This window comes from Moorena sp. SIO4A1, from assembly GCF_010672065.1.
In the GTDB taxonomy this organism is placed as follows: Bacteria; Cyanobacteriota; Cyanobacteriia; order Cyanobacteriales; family Coleofasciculaceae; genus Moorena.
In genome coordinates this window covers 48264-68625 of sequence record NZ_JAAHHX010000015.1, presented here as the reverse complement: position 1 = coordinate 68625, position 20362 = coordinate 48264, and the positions used below count along the sequence as shown (strand labels likewise).

Sequence of the window (20362 nt, the reverse complement as noted above, 5' to 3'; positions counted from 1 at the left end):
GTAGTTCAAGCGTTCTCACCAAATTGACCGGCTCCCCATGCTCCCCCTATTACCTATTCCCCATTCCCCATTCCCCATTCCCCATTCCCCATTCCCCATTCCCCATTCCCCAGATAAGCGTACTAATGTTTCTGCATAAGTGACATGCTCCCGTTCCCAGCAATTTACCCCCAAGTAACAGCTTCCGGTTCAAAATGGATTAAGAATGATGAATCATCAGTGATTATCTGTTGTTCATCATTCAGCGTTATGTACTTATTTGTAGCTATTGAAACCGAATCCGCCCATGATTTCCCGCCTAAGCACCCAGACGAGAAAGAAGTTGCCGCTATACAAACTTTCGTTCGCTGATCAAGGACTGGGTTATAAAGAGGGTTTTTAAGCCGGATTTGGTATGACAGCTAACTGTAGTCGAGTGACGAGTGTGTAACCGTCGCTCCGTTGAAAATAACAAAATTCAGGGTCCCAGAAAAATGGTCAAGTATGTAGTCTACAACGTAACGGATCAGACATACGTGGCGGCTGTGAAAGCTGGCGAGACACGATACACAGAAAATGGCACAGAGGCACACCAATTTAACAGCGAGAATACAGCACAAATGATGAGTGAGAATCTCACCTTATTTAGTGGTCTTACTCATGTAGTGAAACCGATCTAGTAGTAAGGTTATAGCTGACTACTGATAGCTTAATTCTTAAGCGGCAAAAAACAACAGACATTGTGACTTTAGCAATATTTGTTGGGAATTCTATGAGTGTAGCCTCAACAGATTGCTAAATCAATCAGTTTCCTCGCCTCTTATCCCATCCCCTAAAGAGGAATGGCTTTTCTATTGTGGATTCTCTAATTGTAGGTAACCAGCTATGTTTGCCAAATCTACCAAAAAATTTTTCAGCAAACTTCAGAATCAAATACTGCTCCTGCTGTTTTTAAGTAGTGTTATTCCCCTGTCTGTTGTGGGATGGTATAGTATTTCTTCCTCTAGCAATGCCTTATCAGACTTAGCTAAAAATGAGCTAGAGGAAGAGGTAGCTGACGAAGCCGCAAATATCCTGTCATTTTTAAATGCTATCAATGATGATGTTCTGTTTTTGAGCAAAGTTCCCCCGATTCAAGGCATAATCCGAGCTAAAGCTGGTGGTGGAGTAGATAACCAAGATAACTCTTCTTACGATACTTGGGTTAAGCGGTTGCAGACCATCTTTGCTGTCATGATGCAAGCGAAACCCTATTATATGGAGCTCAGGTATTTGGATGAGAAAGGCAATGAAATGGTGCGAGTCGATTCGGACGGCACTAAAATCATAGTTATCCCCAAAGCCCAGCTAAAAAATAAAGCAAAGCGTTCATTTTTTACTGAGACAATTAAGTTGTCTCCTGGCAGTATCTATGTGTCACCCGTGGAGCTGCATCGGGAAAATGGTGTGATTAAACAGCCTTATAAACCAGTGATTCGGTACGCTACACCGATTTTTGATTCAGCTGGGGTACAAAGAGGAATTGTGATCGCTAATGTATTTGCCGAGGAATTCATAAAATTTATTGCAGATACAGAATTAGCAGTCAAGGGAGAAGAGGCATTACTGGTCAATAAAGATGGCTACTACCTCTCTCATCCCAACCCCAAAAAGGAGTGGGGTTTTGAACTCAACACGGATCAGAACTTGACAAAAGATTATCCGAAACACATTGCCCAGCAAATTCTCAGAGGTGAACAGGGACTGATTGACCAAGGAACTAATAAGCTGATCAGTTACTATAAAGTTGTTCCGAATGGTGAGCAGCGGCAACCCTTATTCGTTATCAATCACGTTTCTAAGGGGGAAGTTTTTGCCTCTGTCAACTCCTTTAAAATCCTGGCTAGCCTGATTATTTTGGTTGCTATAGCGGCAGTGCTGCCACTGGCAATGGTAAGGTTACGCCAACTGGTGAATCTGATTAAGCAACTGGTTAATGGCATCTCCACCTCTAGTCAGGAAATGTTTTCTACCCTCGAACAGCAAGAACGCATTGCTGGTCAACAAGCTGCCTCGGTGAATGAAACCACCATCACCATGGATCAGCTCGAAGCGTCTTGCCGACAGTCCGCTGAGCAAGCCGATGCTGCCGCTATTGCTGCAAAGCAGGCACTTCAGCTCACTCAGAACGGTACCCAAGCAGTGGGGGAAACCCTCGACGGCATGTCTACCTTAGAAGAGAAGGTGGATGCGATCGCTAAACAGAGTATGCGTCTAAGTCAGCAAACCAATCAAATTGGTGACATCTCCGAGCTGGTTTCTCAATTGGCAAACCAAACCAATATGTTGGCACTGAATGCATCAGTAGAAGCCGTGCGTGCGGGAGAGCATGGTAAAGGCTTTGCAGTGGTTGCTGCAGAGATTCGTAAATTAGCAGACCAGAGTAAACAATCTGCCCAAAAGATTAATGTTTTAGTTTCTCAAATCCAGAACGAGATTAATTCAACGGTGATGGTGACGGATGAAGGAACTAAAACAGTAAAGACCGGAGTGCAAATCGCTCAAAAAACAGCTCAAGCTTTCACTGGGGTAGCAGATGCGGTCAACAATGTGGTGTTAAACAATCAACAAATTTCTCTGAATCTAAAGCAGCAAGTCGATGGCATTCAACAAGTTCTCCAAGCAATGAGCACTGTTAACAAGGGGGCAAAAGAAACTGTTATTGGCATCACTGAAAGTAGAGTGGGTACTGAGCAACTTAAGCAAGCTGCTGTGGAACTCAAGCGCATGGTTTAGTAAAGTTTAAACTCAGATATCTGTAAAGGTAGGGAACAGGGAATAGGGAATAGGGAACAGGGAATAGGGAATAGGGAATAGGGAATAGGGAATAGGGAATAGGGAATAGGGAATAGGGAATAGAAAACAGTAATAATATTTGATTATTACTTAAATAGATTCTTATTACTTCCGATATGATTTTTTTGGTACTGGTGCAAATTTAATTTAAATAAAAATAAGTGATATTTTTAATAGAGGAAGGAATATCGTGTTTTTTTTAAAAGTTATTTATTTCTGATTGTTTAAGTTAAATTAAATTATTTAACTTAAACAATTCAACTTGCTATAAAATAGTTAAGTAGTTTCTACAACTCCAAAAATTTATGTTCCCTGTTCCCTGTTCCCTGTTCCCTGCTCCCTGCTCCCTGTTCCCAGATCCGCTGTTCCCTAACATCCAAAAATTTGTACCTCACCTAATTGAAAAGTGCTGTAACCATGATAGAAGACGAAGAACTAAGAAATATTTATAAAATTACCAGCGAAGAACGTTTACAGAAATTAGAAATTGGTTTGCTGCATTTACTCTAGAATAACAGTGAACACTAGGGGTAAGCCAGAACAGTAACGTGCAGCTAAAGCAAGTCATTATTATTCACAAAGCTGGAGACTCCCAAGGAAAACGTTGCGCAGAAAAATGCGCTCGGGAGTTGGAAGCACGCCAGTGCAGGGTTCTGATCGGACCGAGTGGCGCGAAAGATAATCCCTACCCAGTCTTTTTAGCTTCTGCCACCGAAGCCATTGATTTGGCAGTGGTTCTCGGGGGGGATGGGACAGTATTGGCAGCGGCAAGACATCTGGCTCCGGAAGGAATACCAATTTTGGCAGTAAATGTTGGAGGTCATCTGGGATTTCTGACCCAACCCATCGAAGAATTTAAAGACACTGAGCAAGTTTGGGACCGACTATTAGAAGACCGCTATGCAGTTCAGCGGCGGATGATGTTACAGGGGGCTGTGTTTGGGGGAAACCGCACTGACATTACACCCGTTAGCGATCGCTTTTTGGCACTCAATGAAATGTGTATTAAACCTGCCTCTGCCGATCGGATGATTACCTCAATTTTGGAAATGGAAATTGATGGAGAAGTAGTGGATCAATACCAAGGGGATGGACTAATTGTTGGGACTCCCACTGGTTCCACTGGCTATACTGTTTCTGCTAATGGTCCAATTTTGCACGACTCGATTGAAGCGATCGCAGTCGCACCGATTTGTCCGATGAGCCTTTCCAGTCGTCCTTTCGTGCTCCCCTCTGGTTCTGTTGTCAGTATCTGGCCCTTGGGGGATTATGAGCTAAACACTAAACTCTGGATGGATGGTGTGCTGGCAACCTCTATTTGGCCTGGACAACGGGTGGACGTGCGTAGAGCAGATTGTCAGGCTAAGTTCATTATCCTAAGGGAACAGTATTCCTATTACCAGACCTTAAGGAATAAGCTTCAGTGGGCTGGTACTAGAGTCACCTACAGTAACAACCACCGCAATTGAGTCAACTGGTTAGTTAATGGGGAGATGGGGAGATGGGGAGATTGGGAAATGGGGAGATGGGGAGATTGGGGGCAGATAAAGTAGGGTAGGAAGTTGCTAGTGGTGCTTCAGGGGCGCTCCCCGTCATTTTCAACCTCGTAGCCAGGGTTGGTAAAGCCCGCCCCGTAAGGCACCACTGGGTCAAACAGCAAAATTCCAAAAATAAATCATAAAGGAGGTTAAACGGTGGGATTTCTGAGTATTCTACCAATCAGCAATGCCCACTTGCTAGAATTGACTAGATTAACTTTATTAATAATTATATAAAAAAAATGACTAATTTTGAAGCAGCTCCTCAAATTGAAGCAATTCCAGATAATAAAATTCCTAAGACAATAGAGCAAATCTCTTCTTCATCGATTTCAAAACCTTCAGTTTTAATAACTATCGGTTATTCTTTATTCCTGGCTGCTGGGGTTGGGGTTGGAATGGCCTCTATTTTTATCTCAGAGCGTCAAATTTTGGAAATCGTTAGCGCTGCTTGTTTTGCGGTTTTTATATTTCTTTTCCTAATTAATCAACAATTGTGGCAAGACTATAAAGAAGCTACTCATCAGTCGCAACTGATCAAAAAATCTAAACTGTGTAGTGGGCTGTGGTGCGGTAATAATTCCACAGAGAATAATCCCATAACTCTAGCGATAGAAAAAGCATTAACCTATAGCCAGGAGTTGATTGACGATTATAAAAAGACCCGCAGGACCTCCCGAAATGCTTACTATGTTGCCCAAATGTTAACCATTATTTTATCGGGAATAACACCAATTTTAGTCTTGCTAGACAAATTAGAAACTGGTTCTTCATTACTAAAGTGGCTCCCGGTAATATTTCCAGCGATTGCTTCTATTGTTGCTAGTGTCTCTACTTCCTTTCCGTTTCAAGAAAATTGGATTGCTGCCAACACTACTGTTGAATTGTTAGAAGCGGAACAGGAAAAATTTGTCTTGGGAGTCACTCAACCTTATCGCTTTTCTGATTCATCCGATGGCGCGCGACGTCAACAACAATCACAAAAGGCCATAGAACATTATATTGTTCAGGTGAATAAGATTCATCTCAAGCAAGTCCAATCCTCTAATGAAAATGAGGCAGGGTCTAATAGAAATGAATCAGTGGAGCAGAATACATGATTAACTCAATCTGTTGAAGGTTGAAGGTTGTTTAAGGTTGAAGGTTTAAGGTTGAAGGTTTAAGGTTGACAGGTTTAAGGTTGACAGGTTGAAGGTTGATAGGTTGACAGGACAATTTTATGCACTCTTACCCCTGCTCCCTGCTCCCTGCTCCCTGCTCCCTACTCCCTACTCCCTACTCCCTATTCCCTTTTCCCTTTTCCCTTTTCCCTCAGGCAAAAATCGGTACTGATGGGTCAGCTACAGACAGTCGCACCCGCTTTCCTACGGGTAGTTGAGTGCTTAGGTTGGTGCGAGCGTGGAGTTTTTTGCCGGAAGCGGTTTGTAAACAGTAGCGGTATTCACGACCTAGGAAATGTCGGTCTTGAATCACTACGGTGGAGTCATCATCAGGCTTGAGAAGAACATTTTCTTCCCGAAGCATTAGCTCCCCTTCCTCCAGCTGATCGAGTTTAGTATTAAGTATGGCATCATTGACTCTGATGGCAAAGGAGCCTACTTCTGTTTCCCATAGGTCTCCTCTGCGTTGGGCTGGTAAAAAGTTGGCTTGGGTGACGAATTCTGCTACAAAGCGAGAGCTGGGATTGGTATAGATTTCTTCTGGTGTCCCCAATTGCTCTAATCGACCAGAACGCATGACTCCCACTTGGTCGGATATCGATAAGGCTTCTTCTTGGTCATGGGTGACAAAAATAGCAGAGGTTCCGGTTTCTTTGAGAATAGCTCGCACTTCCTGACGCAACCGCAGACGCACTTGGACATCGAGATTGCTGAGGGGTTCATCCAATAGAATTAATTTAGGTCTGGGGGCTAAGGCACGGGCTAGGGCTACTCGCTGCTGCTGACCACCAGAGAGTTCGTGGGGATAACGTTTGCCCATGCCAGCTAATCCGACTAATGCGATCGCATCTTCCGTATTATTCTTGACCGAGACACCACTCTTCTGTTTCCGATTCTGCTTAAGCCCAAACGCCACATTCTCTGCTACGGTCAGATGAGGAAATAGAGCATAGTCTTGAAAGACCATACCAGTATTGCGCTGTTCTGGTGGTAACCAATACCCTGGCCCAGTCACTTTCCGTCCTGCCAATACCACTAGTCCGGCTTGGGGTCGCTCAAACCCAGCTACAATCCGCAGTAAAGTCGTTTTGCCACAGCCAGATGGCCCCACTAATCCCAGTAAATCCCCTTCATGGAGGGTAAACGACACATTCCCCACTGCTGGCTCAGTGGTTTGCTCAAAGTGTTTAGTAATCCCTTCTAAATGTAGAATTGCTGGTTTTGTCATGAATGGATCTTAAAGGTATTCTTTTAAGGTTGGCAGGTTGGCAGGTTGGGAGGTTGAAGGTTGGGAGGTTGAAGGTTTGTTGGTTGAAGGTTGAAGGTTGAAGGTTGAGTAGACCTGCAGGATCAGTAGTTTAATCTGAGTTATGGAAAGCTGACGGCTGACCGCTGAGGGCTGAATGCTTACCTACTACTTAAAGTTTCTCCTTGCGCCTTTTGCTAGGAAGCCGCCAGCAATCATCGAGCCAGGATATTAACTCTTGGCGCGGAAGGGTTAGCTGTCTGAGGATACTCCAAATTTGAATCAAAGCCGTGACATTATCGATTTCAGCTTTCAAGGGCTGGTCAGTCTTACAGTGACAGGGAATCTCTAGCTCTTGCAAGCGCCGATAGACTTGCCATCGCTCTCCCCACTTGATCTCAATCACTTGACTGGCCTCTGATTCAGATATAGATGGATCCATAATCAATAATGCTATAGTTTTTTGTTAAAAGCTGGAACCAAGCTGCCTCGGTTAAGGGAAGATTTGAGCAGCCAGGGATTAGTTATTGCTAATACTCCTAGACTAGTTTAGTCTATCTAGGGGTCAAATGCAAAGCTTTCTCAACTAATTTACAAAAAAAATATTATCCTAACAGTTGCCAGTCGGAGAATAGCACTGGAAGACCGGGAAATGGGGTGATCAGGAGATGGAAATATCTAGGGCAAGGGGTATAAGCACTTATAGATAATTTTGTCAACTATAATTGCAACTACAATCACAATCACACCAGCCGATGTAGGGTGGGCAGTGCAGCAGAGCAATCAGTACAGCTCCCGATCCCATAGCAAAGCACTGCCCACCAACTGGCCGCCCCAACATATATTGAAACTGGCAAGATGCCAGTTCCACCAACTCAGCCGATGTAGGGTGGGCAGTGCAGCAGAGCAATCAGTACAGCTCCCGATCCCATAGCAAAGCACTGCCCACCAACTGCCGGCCCCAACATATATTGAAACTGGCAAGATGCCAGTTCCACCAACTCAGCCGATGTAGGGTGGGCAGTGCAGCAGAGCAATCAGTACAGCTCCCGATCCCATAGCAAAGCACTGCCCACCAACTGCCCGCCCCAACATATATTGAAACTGGCAAGATGCCAGTTCCACCAACTCAGCCGATGTAGGGTGGGCAGTGCAGCAGACCAATCAGCTCAGCTCCCGATCCCATAGCAAAGCACTGCCCACCAACTGCCCGCCCCAACATATATTGAAACTGGCAAGATGCCAGTTCCACCAACTCAGCCGATGTAGGGTGGGCAGTGCAGCAGACCAATCAGCTCAGCTCCCGATCCCATAGCAAAGCACTGCCCACCAACTCAGCTGCCCAGCTAGAATAAATCACAAGGGTGCCAGATAATTCAACCTTCATAATTCATCCTTAACATGGTCAATTGGGATCCCTATCTAGAATCAATCCGTAACACCTACGCCCAATGGTGGCAAGTTTATACCCTCACTGATGTCGAAGGCCGCAAGCCCAAGCAGCAGCAACGAACCCCTATGCTGTTTGATTTTGGCCTAATGGTGCAAACCATCAAGTCGGAGCAGCCACAAAGAGACCAAAATCCGGAAGAAGACAAAAATCAAAAAGAAATTGAGCGATTGCCTGTCCTAGAAGGATTGCGCAAGTATGCTACTGACCATGTCTTACTAGTGGGACGTCCGGGTTCGGGTAAATCCACCGCCTTAGTGCGATTGTTGGGGGATGAAGGGATACCAAGCAAAATTCCGGTGCTGGTGGAACTGCGATATTACCAGACATCCGTGCTGGAGTTAGTGCGGAATTTTCTTATACGCCATGGTCTACTCCTCGACTCCACCGAGATCGAAAGACTATTGTTTGAGGGAGAATTCTGGTTACTGATTGATGGCGTTAACGAGCTACCCTCAGAAGCAGCACGTGTGGATTTGACTCAGTTTCGGCAGGATTACCAGAAGCGTACTCCAATGATTTTCACCACTAGGGATTTAGGAGTAGGTGGTGACTTGGGGATTCAGAAGAAGTTGGAAATGCAACCCTTGAGTGTAGAGCAAATGTCGGAGTTTGTCCGAAAGTATTTGCCACAACAGGGAGAGCAGATGCTTGAGCAGTTGGGCGATCGCTTACGGGAATTTGGGCAAACCCCCCTACTATTGATGATGCTGTGTGCCCTGTTTCAGGATAAGGGAGAGATACCATCGAATCTGGGGTTAGTGTTTCGCTCATTTACCCAGTTCTATTCTGATAACATCAAGCAAGATGTTAAGGTTTCCGAGGAATCAAGAGGATTTTGGACTGACTTGCTGCAAGAGTTAGGGTTTGTGATGACAGCAGGGGATAAGCCCAAAGAGATTACTGTTGCTATTCCTAAGACAAAAGCCGAGGAAATTTTAACTAACTATCTAGGTCAGAATGGTTGTCTCGATCCTAAAGTTCGCGCTAGGACTTGGCTAAAGGACTTACTGAAGCATCACTTGATTCAACAATCAGGAGAGTTGATTGAGTTTCGACATCAACTTATCCAAGAATACTATACAGCCGAATATTTATTGAAGCAATTACCACGTCTTAGTGATCAGGAATTGCAACAGAACTATCTCAATTATTTGAAATGGACAGAACCTCTGGTGCTGATGCTGCAATTGCTAGATGATCAATCCCAAGCCCAGCGGTTGGTAAAGTTAGGGTTAGCAATGGATTGGCAACTAGGAGCGAGGTTAGCAGGAGCAGTAAAACCCGAGTTTCAGGAGCAGACTGTTGAGTTAGTGGCTCGGTTAGACGTTCCGACCTTAGTTAAGGTTCATTTGTTGGAAATAACGGAATTAGAAAAAGCGATACCTAAGCTAAGTAAATGCCTAGATGATCATGACTCATATGTGCGTAGTCGTGTGGCAGATGCTCTGGGAAAAATCGGCATAGAAGCCACCATATACCCCTTAATTAAATTGCTGAATGATCACAACTCTTTGGTGCGTAGTCGTGCGGCAGAAGCTCTGGGAAAAATTGGCACAGAAGCCACCATCGACCCCTTAATTAAATTGCTGAATGATCACAACTCTTTGGTGCGTAGTCGTGCGGCAGAAGCTCTGGGAAAAATTAGAAAAAAACTGCCGATTGACCGGTTAATTAAATTGCTGGATGATCACAACTCTTTGGTGCGTAGTAATGCGGCAGAAGCTCTGGGAAAAATCGGCACAGAAGCCACCATCGACCCCTTAATTAAATTGCTCGATGATCCCGAAGTATATGTGCGTTGGAATGCGGCACAAGCTCTGGGAAAAATCGGCACAGAAGCCACCATCGACCCCTTAATTAAATTGCTCGATGATCCCGACGTATATGTGCGTAGTAGTGCGGCACAAGCTCTGGGAAAAATCGGCACAGAAGCCACCATCGACCCGTTAATTAAAAAATTGCTGGATGATTACCACTATTTGGTGCGTAGTAGTGCGGCAGAAGCTCTGGGAAAAATCGGCACAGAAGCCACCATCGACCCGTTAATTAAAAAATTGCTGGATGATTACCACTATTTGGTGCGTAGTAGTGCGGCAGAAGCTCTGGGAAACATCGGGACAGAAGCCACCATCGACCCCTTAATTAAATTGCTGGATGATGACAACTGGCAGGTGCGTTATAGTGCGGCATCTGCTCTGGGAAATATCGGGACAGAAGCCACCATCGACCCCTTAATTAAATTGCTGGATGATGACAACTGGCAGGTGCGTTATATGGGGGCAGAAGCTCTGGGAAATATGGGGACAAAATCCACGATAGACCCCTTAATTAAATTGCTGGATGATGACCACCCTGATGTGCGTAGGAGTGCGGCAGATGCTCTGGGAAAAATCGGGACAGAAGCCACCATCGACCCCTTAATTAAATTGCTGGATGATGACCACCCTGATGTGCGTAGGAGTGCGGCAGATGCTCTGGAAAAAATCGGGACAGAAGCCACCATCGACCCCTTAATTAAATTGCTGTATGATCACTACTATTCTGTGCGTACGCATGCGGCAGAAGCTCTGGGAAAAATTGGCACAGAAGCCACTATTCCTAAACTGATTAATCTCCTGAACAAGGAAGAATCGGCAGCAACTAATGATAAAGATATTTTTTCTGAAATCATAAATGCCCTTAACGCCATTCAAGAGCGCTACCAAGTCTACAACCCAATCTATTGTCCCAAACCGACTCAAACCATGTACATCCTCCACCTCTCGGACCTCCACATCACCACCCCTGAGCAAGCTACCCTTTGGTCAAACCAACTCGCCCAAGACCTAATCCAAGACCTTCAAATCCCTCACCTTGATGCTCTTATCCTCTCCGGTGATATCGCGAATTATTCCACTCCAGACGAATACCAGGCAGCACAACAGTTTCTCGACAACCTCCGCCAAGACTTTTCCCTAGACTCGAAGCAAATTGTTCTAGTTCCTGGTAACCATGACCTCAATTGGGAACTAGCAAAGCGGGGTTATCAGTTATTGGATCTCGAAGACTACGATGGTGAACTCAAAGAGGGTCACTACATCAAAGGTGAAGATGTGATTCGAGTCCGAGATGAAGCCAAATACCAACAACGGTTTACCCACTTCAGCCAATTCTATCAAGCTATCAAAACTGAACCCTATCCCCTCGACTATGACCAGCAAGCCATTATCGACTATTTCCCAGAGCAAAACTTGCTGATCCTAGGACTAAACTCCGCTTGGGAACTGGATCGCTACTTCAGAGACCGTGCTAGTATCCACTCCGGTGCTCTGAGCAACGCCCTGACCGAAATTCGCCGTAACCCAGACTACGGCAACTGCCTGAAAATTGCGGTTTGGCACCATGCCCTGAATAGTGCTGGAAGCGATAGGATTACCGACCAAGGATTCATGGAACAACTCGCCCAAGCTGGATTCCGCTTTTTCCTCCACGGACACATCCACAAAGCCGAAACCAGCCTTTTCCGTTACGACCTCAGTCCAACTGGGCGCAAACTCGACCAAATTGGTGCTGGCACCTTTGGCGCACCCACCAGAGAACTCATACCCGGTTATCCTTGGCAATATAATCTACTGAAAGTAAAGGATAATCAGCTCACTGTCTACACTCGCCGTCGGGAAGAAATCAATGGTGCTTGGAAACCTGATTCACGGTGGACTCAGGGTGCGGGAGTTGGTGCTTTGGATTATTATTCGATTGAGTTGTAGGGAGTAGGGAGTAGGGAGTAGGGAGTAGGGAGTAGGGAGTAGGGAGTAGGGAGTAGGGAGTAGGGAGTAGGGAGTAGGGAGTAGGGAGTAGGGATTGAGCGCAGTTTTGCCTATTGATCTATAGCGGTTTTTAGCCTAATGAGGTATACAGAATTTTTGCCCTGTTCCCTCTTCTGTCTTCCCTATTCCCTGTTCCCTGTTCCCTGTTCCCTAAAACCAGAAACTCTGTACTCACCCAAGTAAAAACTACTGTATTAAAGCTTACTTAATTCAGCTAGATAATCCTTAACTAACAATTCGATTAGGAATGGATCTAAATTGCTATGGTGAAATTTTATAGCTAAAGGAACCGTTAATCTTTGCTGATTTTCGTAGTAGGTTCGCTTCCCAAAGTAGAAAAAACTCTGGGTATTTCCACGACCTGTCTGCATAGCAAAACTTAAAAAATCCAAGCCAGGAAGATTACCAACAAATTGACATAGTTGGTAAGCATAGGAGATATCTCTATTATTAGAGCATATAGGATTAGCGAAAATACTGTCTTTGGTATTTTTGTATAGTTCTGAAAATTCAAGCCATCCTAATTTTGTGGCATTATTAATGATTATTGGTAAAAATCGAGCTTCGCCTCCCACTGCTGTCGGACAAAATAATGGTGGGTTATTAATTTGATACCATTTCTGGTTAATAAATCTCCACCAAAAAGAAGGATGATCTTTCAGGGCTTTAAGTAATTTCCAGATTAAGAAACACGTAAAGGTGGAATAGTCATTCTTAAAATTATCCTTATAATTAGTTTCCGCATCGGTTAAGTCTAATCGTAACGTAATATCTAAATAAGGATTTATTACCTTTGTTTCATCAATAAAAAAGTCTAGTGCCCAGCCGACATAACTATTTTTGTATTGATCAGTATCTAAGGGTATAGCATCGTATTTGTCTAAATAGTAATTTAAATCATCCATGATTTAACTATATAAATTCTCATAGCTATGAGGTACAAAATTTCTGGATTTTAGGGAACAGGGAACAGGGAACAGGGAATAGGGAATAGGGAATAGGGAATAGGGAATAGGGAATAGGGAATAGGGAATAGGGAATAGGGAATAGGGAATAGGGAATAGGGAATAGGGAATAGGGAATAGGGAATAGGGAATAGGGAATANTGTTTGTAACTGGCATATTGACTGAGTAGTTGCTTGATTATGCTGCGATAAGTTTGAAGCTTTTCTAGCTTTTCCATGATACAATTACCTCATTATCAATGTCATAACTTATAGCAAGTATTATACCCATGAGGTACAAATCTCTGGGTTTTAGGGAGCAGGGAGCAGGGAGCAGGGAATAGGGAATAGGGAATAGGGAATAGGGAATAGGGAATAGGGAATAGGGAATAGGGAATAGAAAAAAAATAATGTGTACCTCAAAGGTATGATAAACGCTATAATAGTTTAAGTTGGTACTATTGAATAACAATTTGAGGGAATTCTTTCTGAAAAAACCTTTGGTAGGTGGTATCGGGAATCGCCAGAAATAATTGTCGTTCTGGATCTTTTACCTTTAAGGCTACTCGATAGTTAATGAATTGACCAATGTGAAGATATTCAGTTTTCATTCTTTGTCGAGTTCTGCTAATGCTTCTTCCAAACTTAAAGGTGTTTCATCTTTAACTTCCATCATAGCACGATATAGTCCTTCATCTTCAAAGCTTTCAATTAAAGTACTAAACCGTGCCAACCTAGGTTTCGAGGTAATGCACGAGCGTAACGCTCACAACTTCCCTCTAGACCTAGCAGCTGCTGAAGCTACTCCTGTAGCTTTGACTGCTCCAGCGATCAACGGCTAATTTCAACTTGGCTTAATCTACTTGAATAAAAAAAGCGCTCTCCAGATGGAGAGCGCTTTTTTGTTTGTCTGTCATTAATCATTGCTTCTTTGTCAAGACCCTTTTACCTGTGGTTTAATCATTAATCGCAAAAACCCGATGGGGAAGTCCTAGTAGCGAGCGATCGCATTTGATCTGTTTGCGATTGACCTTTGGTCACACTTTAGGCAAAGCCCGACGCTGCGCGAACGCGCCCCGCGTGGCCTACGGCCAAACGCGAACGCTATTTTTGTTTCACTATTTTTGTTTGCTATTAACACATTTATCTTAATTTGTCAATACTTACGTAATATAAGTCTTACTTATTTACATTATTTAATAAACTGAGGGACAATTACTCGCAAAACCCTTTACAAAACTAAACATATTACTTAACATAAGTACATGAAGGCACACACAAGCCGGACGAACCTCGATAACTTCATATTCATACCCGCAATCATTAGAACATGACTACTGTATTACAACAGAGCAATACCTCTGTGTGGTCTCAGTTCTGCAATTGGGTTACCTCCACCAACAACCGCCTCTATGTAGGTTGGTTTGGTGTATTAATGATCCCAACCCTGCTAGCTGCTACCACCTGCTTCATCATTGCATTCATCGCTGCTCCTCCTGTGGACATCGATGGTATCCGCGAGCCCGTTGCTGGCTCCCTGATGTATGGAAACAACATCATCTCTGGTGCTGTTGTTCCTTCTTCTAACGCCATTGGCTTACACTTCTACCCAATCTGGGAAGCTGCTTCTCTAGATGAGTGGCTATACAACGGTGGCCCTTACCAGTTGGTAGTGTTCCACTTCCTGATTGGTGTATTTGCCTACATGGGTCGTGAGTGGGAACTAAGCTACCGTTTAGGTATGCGTCCTTGGATCTGCGTCGCTTACAGCGCACCCGTTGCAGCTGCTAGCGCCGTGTTCCTGATCTACCCAATCGGACAAGGTTCTTTCTCCGATGGTATGCCTCTCGGTATCAGCGGAACCTTCAACTTCATGTTTGTGTTCCAAGCTGAGCACAACATCCTAATGCACCCGTTCCACATGCTAGGTGTAGCTGGTGTATTCGGTGGTTCCTTGTTCAGTGCAATGCACGGTTCTTTGGTAACCTCCTCCTTAGTACGTGAGACTACTGAAACTGAGTCTCAGAACTATGGTTACAAGTTCGGTCAAGAGGAAGAAACTTACAACATCGTTGCAGCTCACGGCTACTTCGGTCGTTTAATCTTCCAATACGCTTCCTTCAACAACAGCCGTTCCTTGCACTTCTTCTTGGGTGCATGGCCTGTAATCGGCATCTGGTTTACTGCACTGGGCATCAGCACCATGGCATTTAACCTGAATGGCTTCAACTTCAACCAGAGCATCATTGACTCACAAGGTCACGTGATCAACACCTGGGCTGATGTACTTAACCGGGCTAACCTAGGTTTCGAGGTAATGCACGAGCGTAACGCTCACAACTTCCCTCTAGACCTAGCTGCGGCTGAAGCTACTCCTGTAGCTTTGACTGCTCCAGTCATCAACGGTTAATTTCAACTTGGTTTAATACGCTAAGTTAATAAAAAGCGCTCTCCATATGGGGAGCGCTTTTTTGTTTGATAGTAAGCATTCAGCTATCAGCTCTCAGCTATTAGCTCTCATCTCTGAGCTATCAGCTCTCAGCTCTCAGCTCTCAGCTCTCAGCTTAATTAGTAATGGGTGAAACCGACCAAAATTGGCAGTTTCACCCATTACTAATTCAACTAATTGTTGAGTTTTGATTGAGCACAGCTAGCCACTATTTGGTAGGGATGCTCACCAGACAGAATTCAATAAATTCTATCTATGGCTCGTATACGAGATTGCCATCATCGTTGGCAATGTGCTCATCTAGATCAATGCTGGTCTCATTCAAGTCTCCATTACGTTTCTGGCACTTAGCATTCATGATACTTTCACCGGAGATGTAAGTATCCTGGCAAGTCTCAATGAAGTTGTAAGGTTGCCAGACAAGATTACCATCAAGATTTTCAATGTAAGGGTTCAGGTCAATACAAGTGTAGTTTAAATCATGATGGGCCGTGTAACAATAAGCGCATAACTCAGAATCACTAACATGGGGAACAGAGCAACTGCGGCTAAAGTCACCTGCAAAAGCATTATTGGCCAATACACCAAAGGAGATTGCCACGGTAAACAGAAAACAAGCAATTGTCTTCAAAAGACCTTTCATGATCATTAACTCCAAAAATGGAAACTAACTAGCATCTAAAAACCATTGCAGCGTGTTAATAAATCTGCCGCATGGTGTCAGGTAACCCTGATTTAGGCTTACAAATCAAATCTAGTTAAAAATTTCTGGGTGGTCAATACTTCACTATCTAGATCGAAAAGTGCTTATAATCCTGCAAATTTGTATCAAAATTTACTAATTGACAAACTGCTCAAAACATGAATTGGTCAGTGGCGATGGCATGGACGCTTTGGCCTTTCCCTTTGCCTAGCCTAGGGTTCAACAGGGAATCCCAAAGGGGTGAAAGTGGCGAATTTGTATTAGATTTTACAAATTGACAAATTTCTCAAAACATGAATTGGTCAGTGGCGATGGCATGGATGGTTTGGGGTCCCGCTTCGCGATTAGCCTGAAGGGCTAGCGCCTTCAAGGGATCGCTACCGATAGTGAGGCTATGGAGGTTTTGGGGTCCCACTTCTTGTAAGCAAACGGATGACAGTGGTGAGGAGGCTTGCTCGGTAATAAAATTTTCCTAGTAAAATTTCCAGCCAAATTTCCCTAAAAGCTTTGATACCGACGCTCACCAACCATAGGTGGGTCGAGCGCCGGACGTCGAGCCTAAAGTTTAAAAGGTGAAAGTGGTTCTGAGGGTACCGATCACCACGTCATCATTGTCAGAACTTTGGTTAGGATTCAAAAGCCAAACTACACCAGGAGTAACGGAGATGTTGTTGTTGAGTTTATACTTATAGAACGCTGAAACCTGGTAGGCAAAATCATTGTCAAAGTTACTGTTGCCATCATCTAAATCCAGTCCTCTGAGGGTTGGTGCCGCACCACCAAAAATTCCCGCCAGATTACCTTTTTTGCCCAAATCGGGAAAAGCGATACCAGCAGCAAAGTTCCAAATTTCAGCATCACCCAAGCCAATCAACTCAGCATCGGTGTAGCCTGCCCAGCCATTGAGTACGATGTTGGGGGTAAGTCTCAAAGAGGTTTCAACACCGAAAGAGTTACTTTCCACTCTTGCTGTATCAAAGTTAACCCTGTCTAAACTGGTAGCATTCCCCAAGGCTGCTGGATTGAGATTAGCCAGGGCCGTGCCAGTACCCCCTAGGATTAAACGGGGTCGTCCATCAGCATTATTTTCGTAACCCCGAATGTAGGTGAATCCAACTTTGAAATCACTACCATAGACCAACTGAGCGATCGCAGAAAAGTTGCCATTGAATAGACCCTGGCCTTCTTGAGGATTGCTAGCGGTGTTGGAGATGTAACCTAAATCAATCCGAACATCCTTGATGGGCTTGATGGCAAGAGCAGCCCCAGCACCGAATGGCCCAATCCGATAGATGGGATTACGTTCAGCAAAACGGGTAATAGCATTGGAACCACCAGCACGACCTTCAAAGAAAGGGTTAACGGTATCGACGTAATAGTGATGCAGTGCTCGGTTAGCCAACAGTTGAACCGTTACTTTATCCCCTAGGGGGAACTTATAGCGCAAGATATCAATAATAACGTCATTACCGCTCGGTCCATCGTAGGTAAAGCGACCTTCTTGAGTTCCGGCCAGTTCACCACCAGCCCCTGTGATCAAAGTTGGGGCATCCCCAGCCTGGAGACGGGTTTGGAGCATGTCCTTACCGGTAAAACTGGTTAAGAAGTTGAGACGAGTCCGGTTGTGAAAAACGGTCTGAACATCATCAGCATCCCCTCCAAAGGCATCAGCTAGAGCAAAGATCACCTCACCCTTGAGTTTAGTGGTGGTGGAAAACTGATGGTCTTCTAAGAACGCTACTCGTCCTTCTAGGTTATCTACTCGTGCCCCTAGGGTAGCCAGTTCTGTTTCAAACTCCTGTATTAACCGTTGCAGACCTTCTAAGTCCTCACGGGTGATAAAATCTCCAGTAACGCCCCCCAGTAAACGCTCAATCTGGTTCAAACAGGAATTCAAACCAGCAGCAAATTCGTAGCGAGTCAAGGCTCGGTTACCTCGGAAGGTAGCATTAGGATAACCAGCAATACAGCCGTAGCGTTCTACCAAAGAGCGTAATGCTTCATAAGCCCAATCTCCAGGGGAAACATCTCTGAGTTGAGACACATTAGTGACTTGTTCCATGGAGTCATCTTCTACAATCTCTCCATTTAGTTGAGAAACACCAGTCACCGGTCCCATCAAGTCATCTTCTGCAGTTTCCCCATCACCGTATGAGGTAACTGATTCTATAGCAGAATCACTATTGGAATTACTGATATCAACCGTATGCCCAGTAGAGGCATCAGCCACTAATGGTAGATCAGAGGGAAGAACAGACTGAGTTAGGGAGGTGACCTCAGGGAGTGCTTCTACTGTCAGTGTTTCTACTGTAGTGGTAGGGTTGACAGCGGATTCTTGAGAGATTGTCTCTTCTGGCAAAGCTTCCTCAGTTGCTGCTACTGCTGAGGATGAAATCAATAGGGTTGCCCCAACAAACAAGGTGGGCGATTTTAGCACAGAGAGCCACAAATTTTTTGATCTGTTCACAGGGTTTCCTCACACACAATCAGGGTTTTGATAGGTGCGCTTTCCGGATCTAATTATTAAATTCGCCACGGGTCGCACCTCTGGATCAAGTCAACACGACTACGGTCTCTTTTTAGGTATGTCACTAATTTATGACAAATTGATGACAATATGGCACACAGAGATAACAGATCAGGAAATACCAGCTTCAGAATTCTGGTAGTTCTTCTGCTCATCTTCCGATACCGTCATGGTCGTTTGTCCTGACTTAGTCTCATTTGAGCCATTTTTGATCAGTTTTTGATCAAGGGATAGTTTAAGAGACGATTAACTTTACCGATTTAAGAATTACCTTGGATGGAGGTTTTGTTTGTATTTTTTAATACAAAAAATTTTGGCTTTATGGGATTAGAGCATAGTATCGATGTAATTATGACAATAAAATCCGATATTAAATCGGGTTTAACCGCTGTAATCCAAATTTTTGATATATTATAAATATTTATTTTAATTAATACTATTATAAGTAACAATAAACAATTATTAAATTCGGGAATCGGGAATCGGGAATCGGGAATCGGGAATCGGGAATCGGGAATCGGGAATCGGGAATCGGGAATCGGGAATCGGGAAACAGACTCAGGTGTGGGGTCTGGGTTTGGGGAGTAACTGGCGTGGCCATTGCCAATGCGATCGCATTAGCCAAGGGAACCGGGAATAGGCAAGCTAGCAACAGGGAATAGAGAAACAGGCGGAAGTGAGTTATGCGTGAGTTGTACTTGAGTTGGGCTAACTCACAAGCAAAGAGGGCTTACGCCCTCTGATTTTTGGTCAATATAAAAATTGAATATAGTTTGGCTAGTATACTTAGAGTGTACCACTTTTTTTGAGCGAGCGATTAAGTGGAGAGCTAAGTAATGACATTTATCAGCCCCAAATTTTCTGAGCATAATATGGTAAAATCTCATTTTTATTTACGATAATATAGCACCAACATTAGCTATATATAAAATTACTAACCTCTTATAATCATGCACTTTTATGGCCGCTAAGGACTTTTACCATGAAGTAGTCAAAACAGCTCTCAACAAGGACGGTTGGACTATTACTCATGACCCTCTAATTCTAGAACTATCATCTGGTCGTCTTGAGGTAGACTTAGGAGCAGAACGTTTAATTGCTGCTCAAAAAGATCAGAGGCGAATTGCTGTAGAGGTCAAGAGTTTTTTAGCACCTTCTACTACCTCAGAATTTCACACTGCACTCGGACAATTTATGAATTATCGCGTTGTTTTAAAGGTAAAAGAGCCAGGTAGAGTACTTTTTCTAGCCGTACCGAGTAAAGTATATCGCAACTTTTTTCTTGAGGAGCTAGGACAGTTAAGCGTAAAAGAGTACAAGGTAAAACTAGTAGTTTTTGACCCAGACGAGGAGGTAGTTGTACAGTGGAACGATTGAACCAGTATCGGCAATGGATTCAGCAGGTTTTAGATCGACATAAACAGTTTGTACCTTCTTATGGTGAGATTGAACAATTTACAGTTTTTGACCACAACGATGATCATTACTTACTAGTAACAGTTGGCTGGGAAGGTGACCGCCGAGTTTGTGGTTCGTTGATCCATATTGATATTAAAGGAGGAAAAATCTGGATTCAACATGATGGTACTGAGGTGGGTGTAGCCAATGAGCTCGTAGAATTAGGAGTACCTAAGTCAGAAATTGTCATCGGTTATCATGACCCCAATGCACGTAAGTTGACAGAATTTGCCGTAGGATAAAAGGTGAGTTATGCCTGAGTTG

21 protein-coding genes and 1 pseudogene are annotated in these 20362 nt (G+C 44.0%); 12 read left to right on the top strand and 10 right to left on the bottom strand.

What is annotated here, in order from left to right:
* Window positions 1-15 precede the first annotated feature (15 nt).
* The gene (locus F6K53_RS14580) at window positions 16-174 is read right to left on the bottom strand and encodes a hypothetical protein (protein ID WP_293081193.1); all 159 of its coding nucleotides are present in this window, start codon (window positions 172-174) and stop codon (window positions 16-18) included.
* A gap of 299 nt (window positions 175-473) precedes the next feature.
* Between F6K53_RS14580 and F6K53_RS14575 the strand changes: the two genes are divergently transcribed.
* From F6K53_RS14575 to F6K53_RS14550, 6 genes are all read left to right on the top strand, one after another.
* Entirely contained in the window at window positions 474-659 is a 186-nt protein-coding gene (locus tag F6K53_RS14575) for a hypothetical protein (protein ID WP_293081190.1), read from the top strand.
* Between the two features lie 205 nt (window positions 660-864).
* The gene (locus tag F6K53_RS14570) at window positions 865-2754 is read left to right on the top strand and encodes a methyl-accepting chemotaxis protein (protein WP_293081187.1); all 1890 of its coding nucleotides are present in this window, start codon (window positions 865-867) and stop codon (window positions 2752-2754) included.
* Window positions 2755-3119: 365 nt separating this feature from the next.
* Entirely contained in the window at window positions 3120-3266 is a 147-nt protein-coding gene (locus F6K53_RS14565) for a hypothetical protein (RefSeq protein WP_293066660.1), read from the top strand.
* Window positions 3267-3362: 96 nt separating this feature from the next.
* A complete protein-coding gene (locus tag F6K53_RS14560; protein WP_293021261.1) occupies window positions 3363-4283 on the top strand; it encodes an NAD(+) kinase in 921 nt (306 codons plus the stop codon).
* Window positions 4284-4594: 311 nt separating this feature from the next.
* Window positions 4595-5452 (top strand): DUF4231 domain-containing protein, encoded by an 858-nt coding sequence (locus F6K53_RS14555; RefSeq protein WP_293081184.1) that lies wholly within the window; start codon window positions 4595-4597, stop codon window positions 5450-5452.
* A 103-nt stretch (window positions 5453-5555) separates the two neighbouring features.
* Complete coding sequence (locus F6K53_RS14550) at window positions 5556-5684, top strand: hypothetical protein (RefSeq protein WP_293021265.1); 129 nt, start codon at window positions 5556-5558, stop codon at window positions 5682-5684.
* Here F6K53_RS14550 and F6K53_RS14545 read toward each other — a convergent pair.
* Both F6K53_RS14545 and F6K53_RS14540 read right to left on the bottom strand, forming a co-directional pair.
* Entirely contained in the window at window positions 5664-6740 is a 1077-nt protein-coding gene (locus F6K53_RS14545) for an ABC transporter ATP-binding protein (RefSeq protein WP_293021267.1), read from the bottom strand. The genes F6K53_RS14550 and F6K53_RS14545 overlap by 21 nt on opposite strands.
* Before the next feature lie 190 nt (window positions 6741-6930).
* Window positions 6931-7200, bottom strand: a complete 270-nt coding sequence (locus tag F6K53_RS14540) for an Asr1405/Asl0597 family protein (RefSeq protein WP_293021268.1) — start codon at window positions 7198-7200, stop codon at window positions 6931-6933.
* Between the two features lie 270 nt (window positions 7201-7470).
* Here F6K53_RS14540 and F6K53_RS14535 point away from each other — a divergent pair, with 270 nt between their 5' ends.
* Entirely contained in the window at window positions 7471-7692 is a 222-nt protein-coding gene (locus F6K53_RS14535) for a hypothetical protein (RefSeq protein WP_293066512.1), read from the top strand.
* A gap of 68 nt (window positions 7693-7760) precedes the next feature.
* Here F6K53_RS14535 and F6K53_RS14530 read toward each other — a convergent pair whose 3' ends face one another.
* Window positions 7761-7922, bottom strand: coding sequence for a hypothetical protein (locus F6K53_RS14530; RefSeq protein WP_293066515.1), 162 nt, complete (start codon window positions 7920-7922; stop codon window positions 7761-7763).
* Window positions 7923-8159: 237 nt separating this feature from the next.
* Here F6K53_RS14530 and F6K53_RS14525 point away from each other — a divergent pair, with 237 nt between their 5' ends.
* Window positions 8160-11957 carry a HEAT repeat domain-containing protein gene (locus F6K53_RS14525; protein WP_293066518.1) on the top strand — a complete coding sequence of 1266 codons (3798 nt, stop codon included), beginning with the start codon at window positions 8160-8162 and terminating at the stop codon, window positions 11955-11957.
* A 254-nt stretch (window positions 11958-12211) separates the two neighbouring features.
* On the opposite strand, the gene F6K53_RS14520 is transcribed toward F6K53_RS14525, so the two are convergent.
* From F6K53_RS14520 to F6K53_RS14510, 3 genes are all read right to left on the bottom strand, one after another.
* Window positions 12212-12922, bottom strand: coding sequence for a CatA-like O-acetyltransferase (locus F6K53_RS14520; RefSeq protein WP_293066521.1), 711 nt, complete (start codon window positions 12920-12922; stop codon window positions 12212-12214).
* Window positions 12923-13419: 497 nt separating this feature from the next.
* Window positions 13420-13572 (bottom strand): element excision factor XisH family protein, encoded by a 153-nt coding sequence (locus F6K53_RS14515; RefSeq protein ID WP_293081181.1) that lies wholly within the window; start codon window positions 13570-13572, stop codon window positions 13420-13422.
* Window positions 13569-13634: a hypothetical protein gene (locus F6K53_RS14510; protein ID WP_293081196.1), complete on the bottom strand. Its 66-nt coding sequence runs from the start codon at window positions 13632-13634 to the stop codon at window positions 13569-13571. Before F6K53_RS14510 ends, F6K53_RS14515 begins: the two co-directional genes overlap by 4 nt.
* A 43-nt stretch (window positions 13635-13677) precedes the next feature.
* Between F6K53_RS14510 and F6K53_RS14505 the strand changes: the two are divergent.
* Window positions 13678-13803 (top strand): annotated as a pseudogene (locus tag F6K53_RS14505) (photosystem II protein D); the annotation flags it as partial.
* A 488-nt stretch (window positions 13804-14291) separates the two neighbouring features.
* Window positions 14292-15371, top strand: a complete 1080-nt coding sequence (gene psbA, locus F6K53_RS14500; protein WP_271968296.1) for a photosystem II q(b) protein — start codon at window positions 14292-14294, stop codon at window positions 15369-15371.
* A gap of 292 nt (window positions 15372-15663) precedes the next feature.
* Here the strand turns inward: psbA and F6K53_RS14495 are convergent, their stop codons facing one another.
* The 3 genes from F6K53_RS14495 to F6K53_RS14485 form a co-directional block, all read right to left on the bottom strand.
* The gene (locus F6K53_RS14495; RefSeq protein WP_293019211.1) at window positions 15664-16053 is read right to left on the bottom strand and encodes a CVNH domain-containing protein; all 390 of its coding nucleotides are present in this window, start codon (window positions 16051-16053) and stop codon (window positions 15664-15666) included.
* 625 nt (window positions 16054-16678) lie between these two features.
* Window positions 16679-18580 (bottom strand): iron uptake porin, encoded by a 1902-nt coding sequence (locus tag F6K53_RS14490; RefSeq protein ID WP_293019212.1) that lies wholly within the window; start codon window positions 18578-18580, stop codon window positions 16679-16681.
* Between the two features lie 499 nt (window positions 18581-19079).
* On the bottom strand, window positions 19080-19292 hold the full coding sequence (locus tag F6K53_RS14485) for a hypothetical protein (protein WP_293071338.1): 213 nt from the start codon (window positions 19290-19292) through the stop codon (window positions 19080-19082).
* 308 nt (window positions 19293-19600) lie between these two features.
* Between F6K53_RS14485 and F6K53_RS14480 the strand changes: the two genes are divergently transcribed.
* Entirely contained in the window at window positions 19601-20017 is a 417-nt protein-coding gene (locus tag F6K53_RS14480; RefSeq protein WP_293071339.1) for an element excision factor XisH family protein, read from the top strand.
* A complete protein-coding gene (locus F6K53_RS14475) occupies window positions 20005-20340 on the top strand; it encodes a XisI protein (RefSeq protein ID WP_075900259.1) in 336 nt (111 codons plus the stop codon). The genes F6K53_RS14480 and F6K53_RS14475 overlap by 13 nt, the downstream gene beginning before the upstream one ends.
* The last annotated feature ends 22 nt before the right edge of the window (window positions 20341-20362 follow it).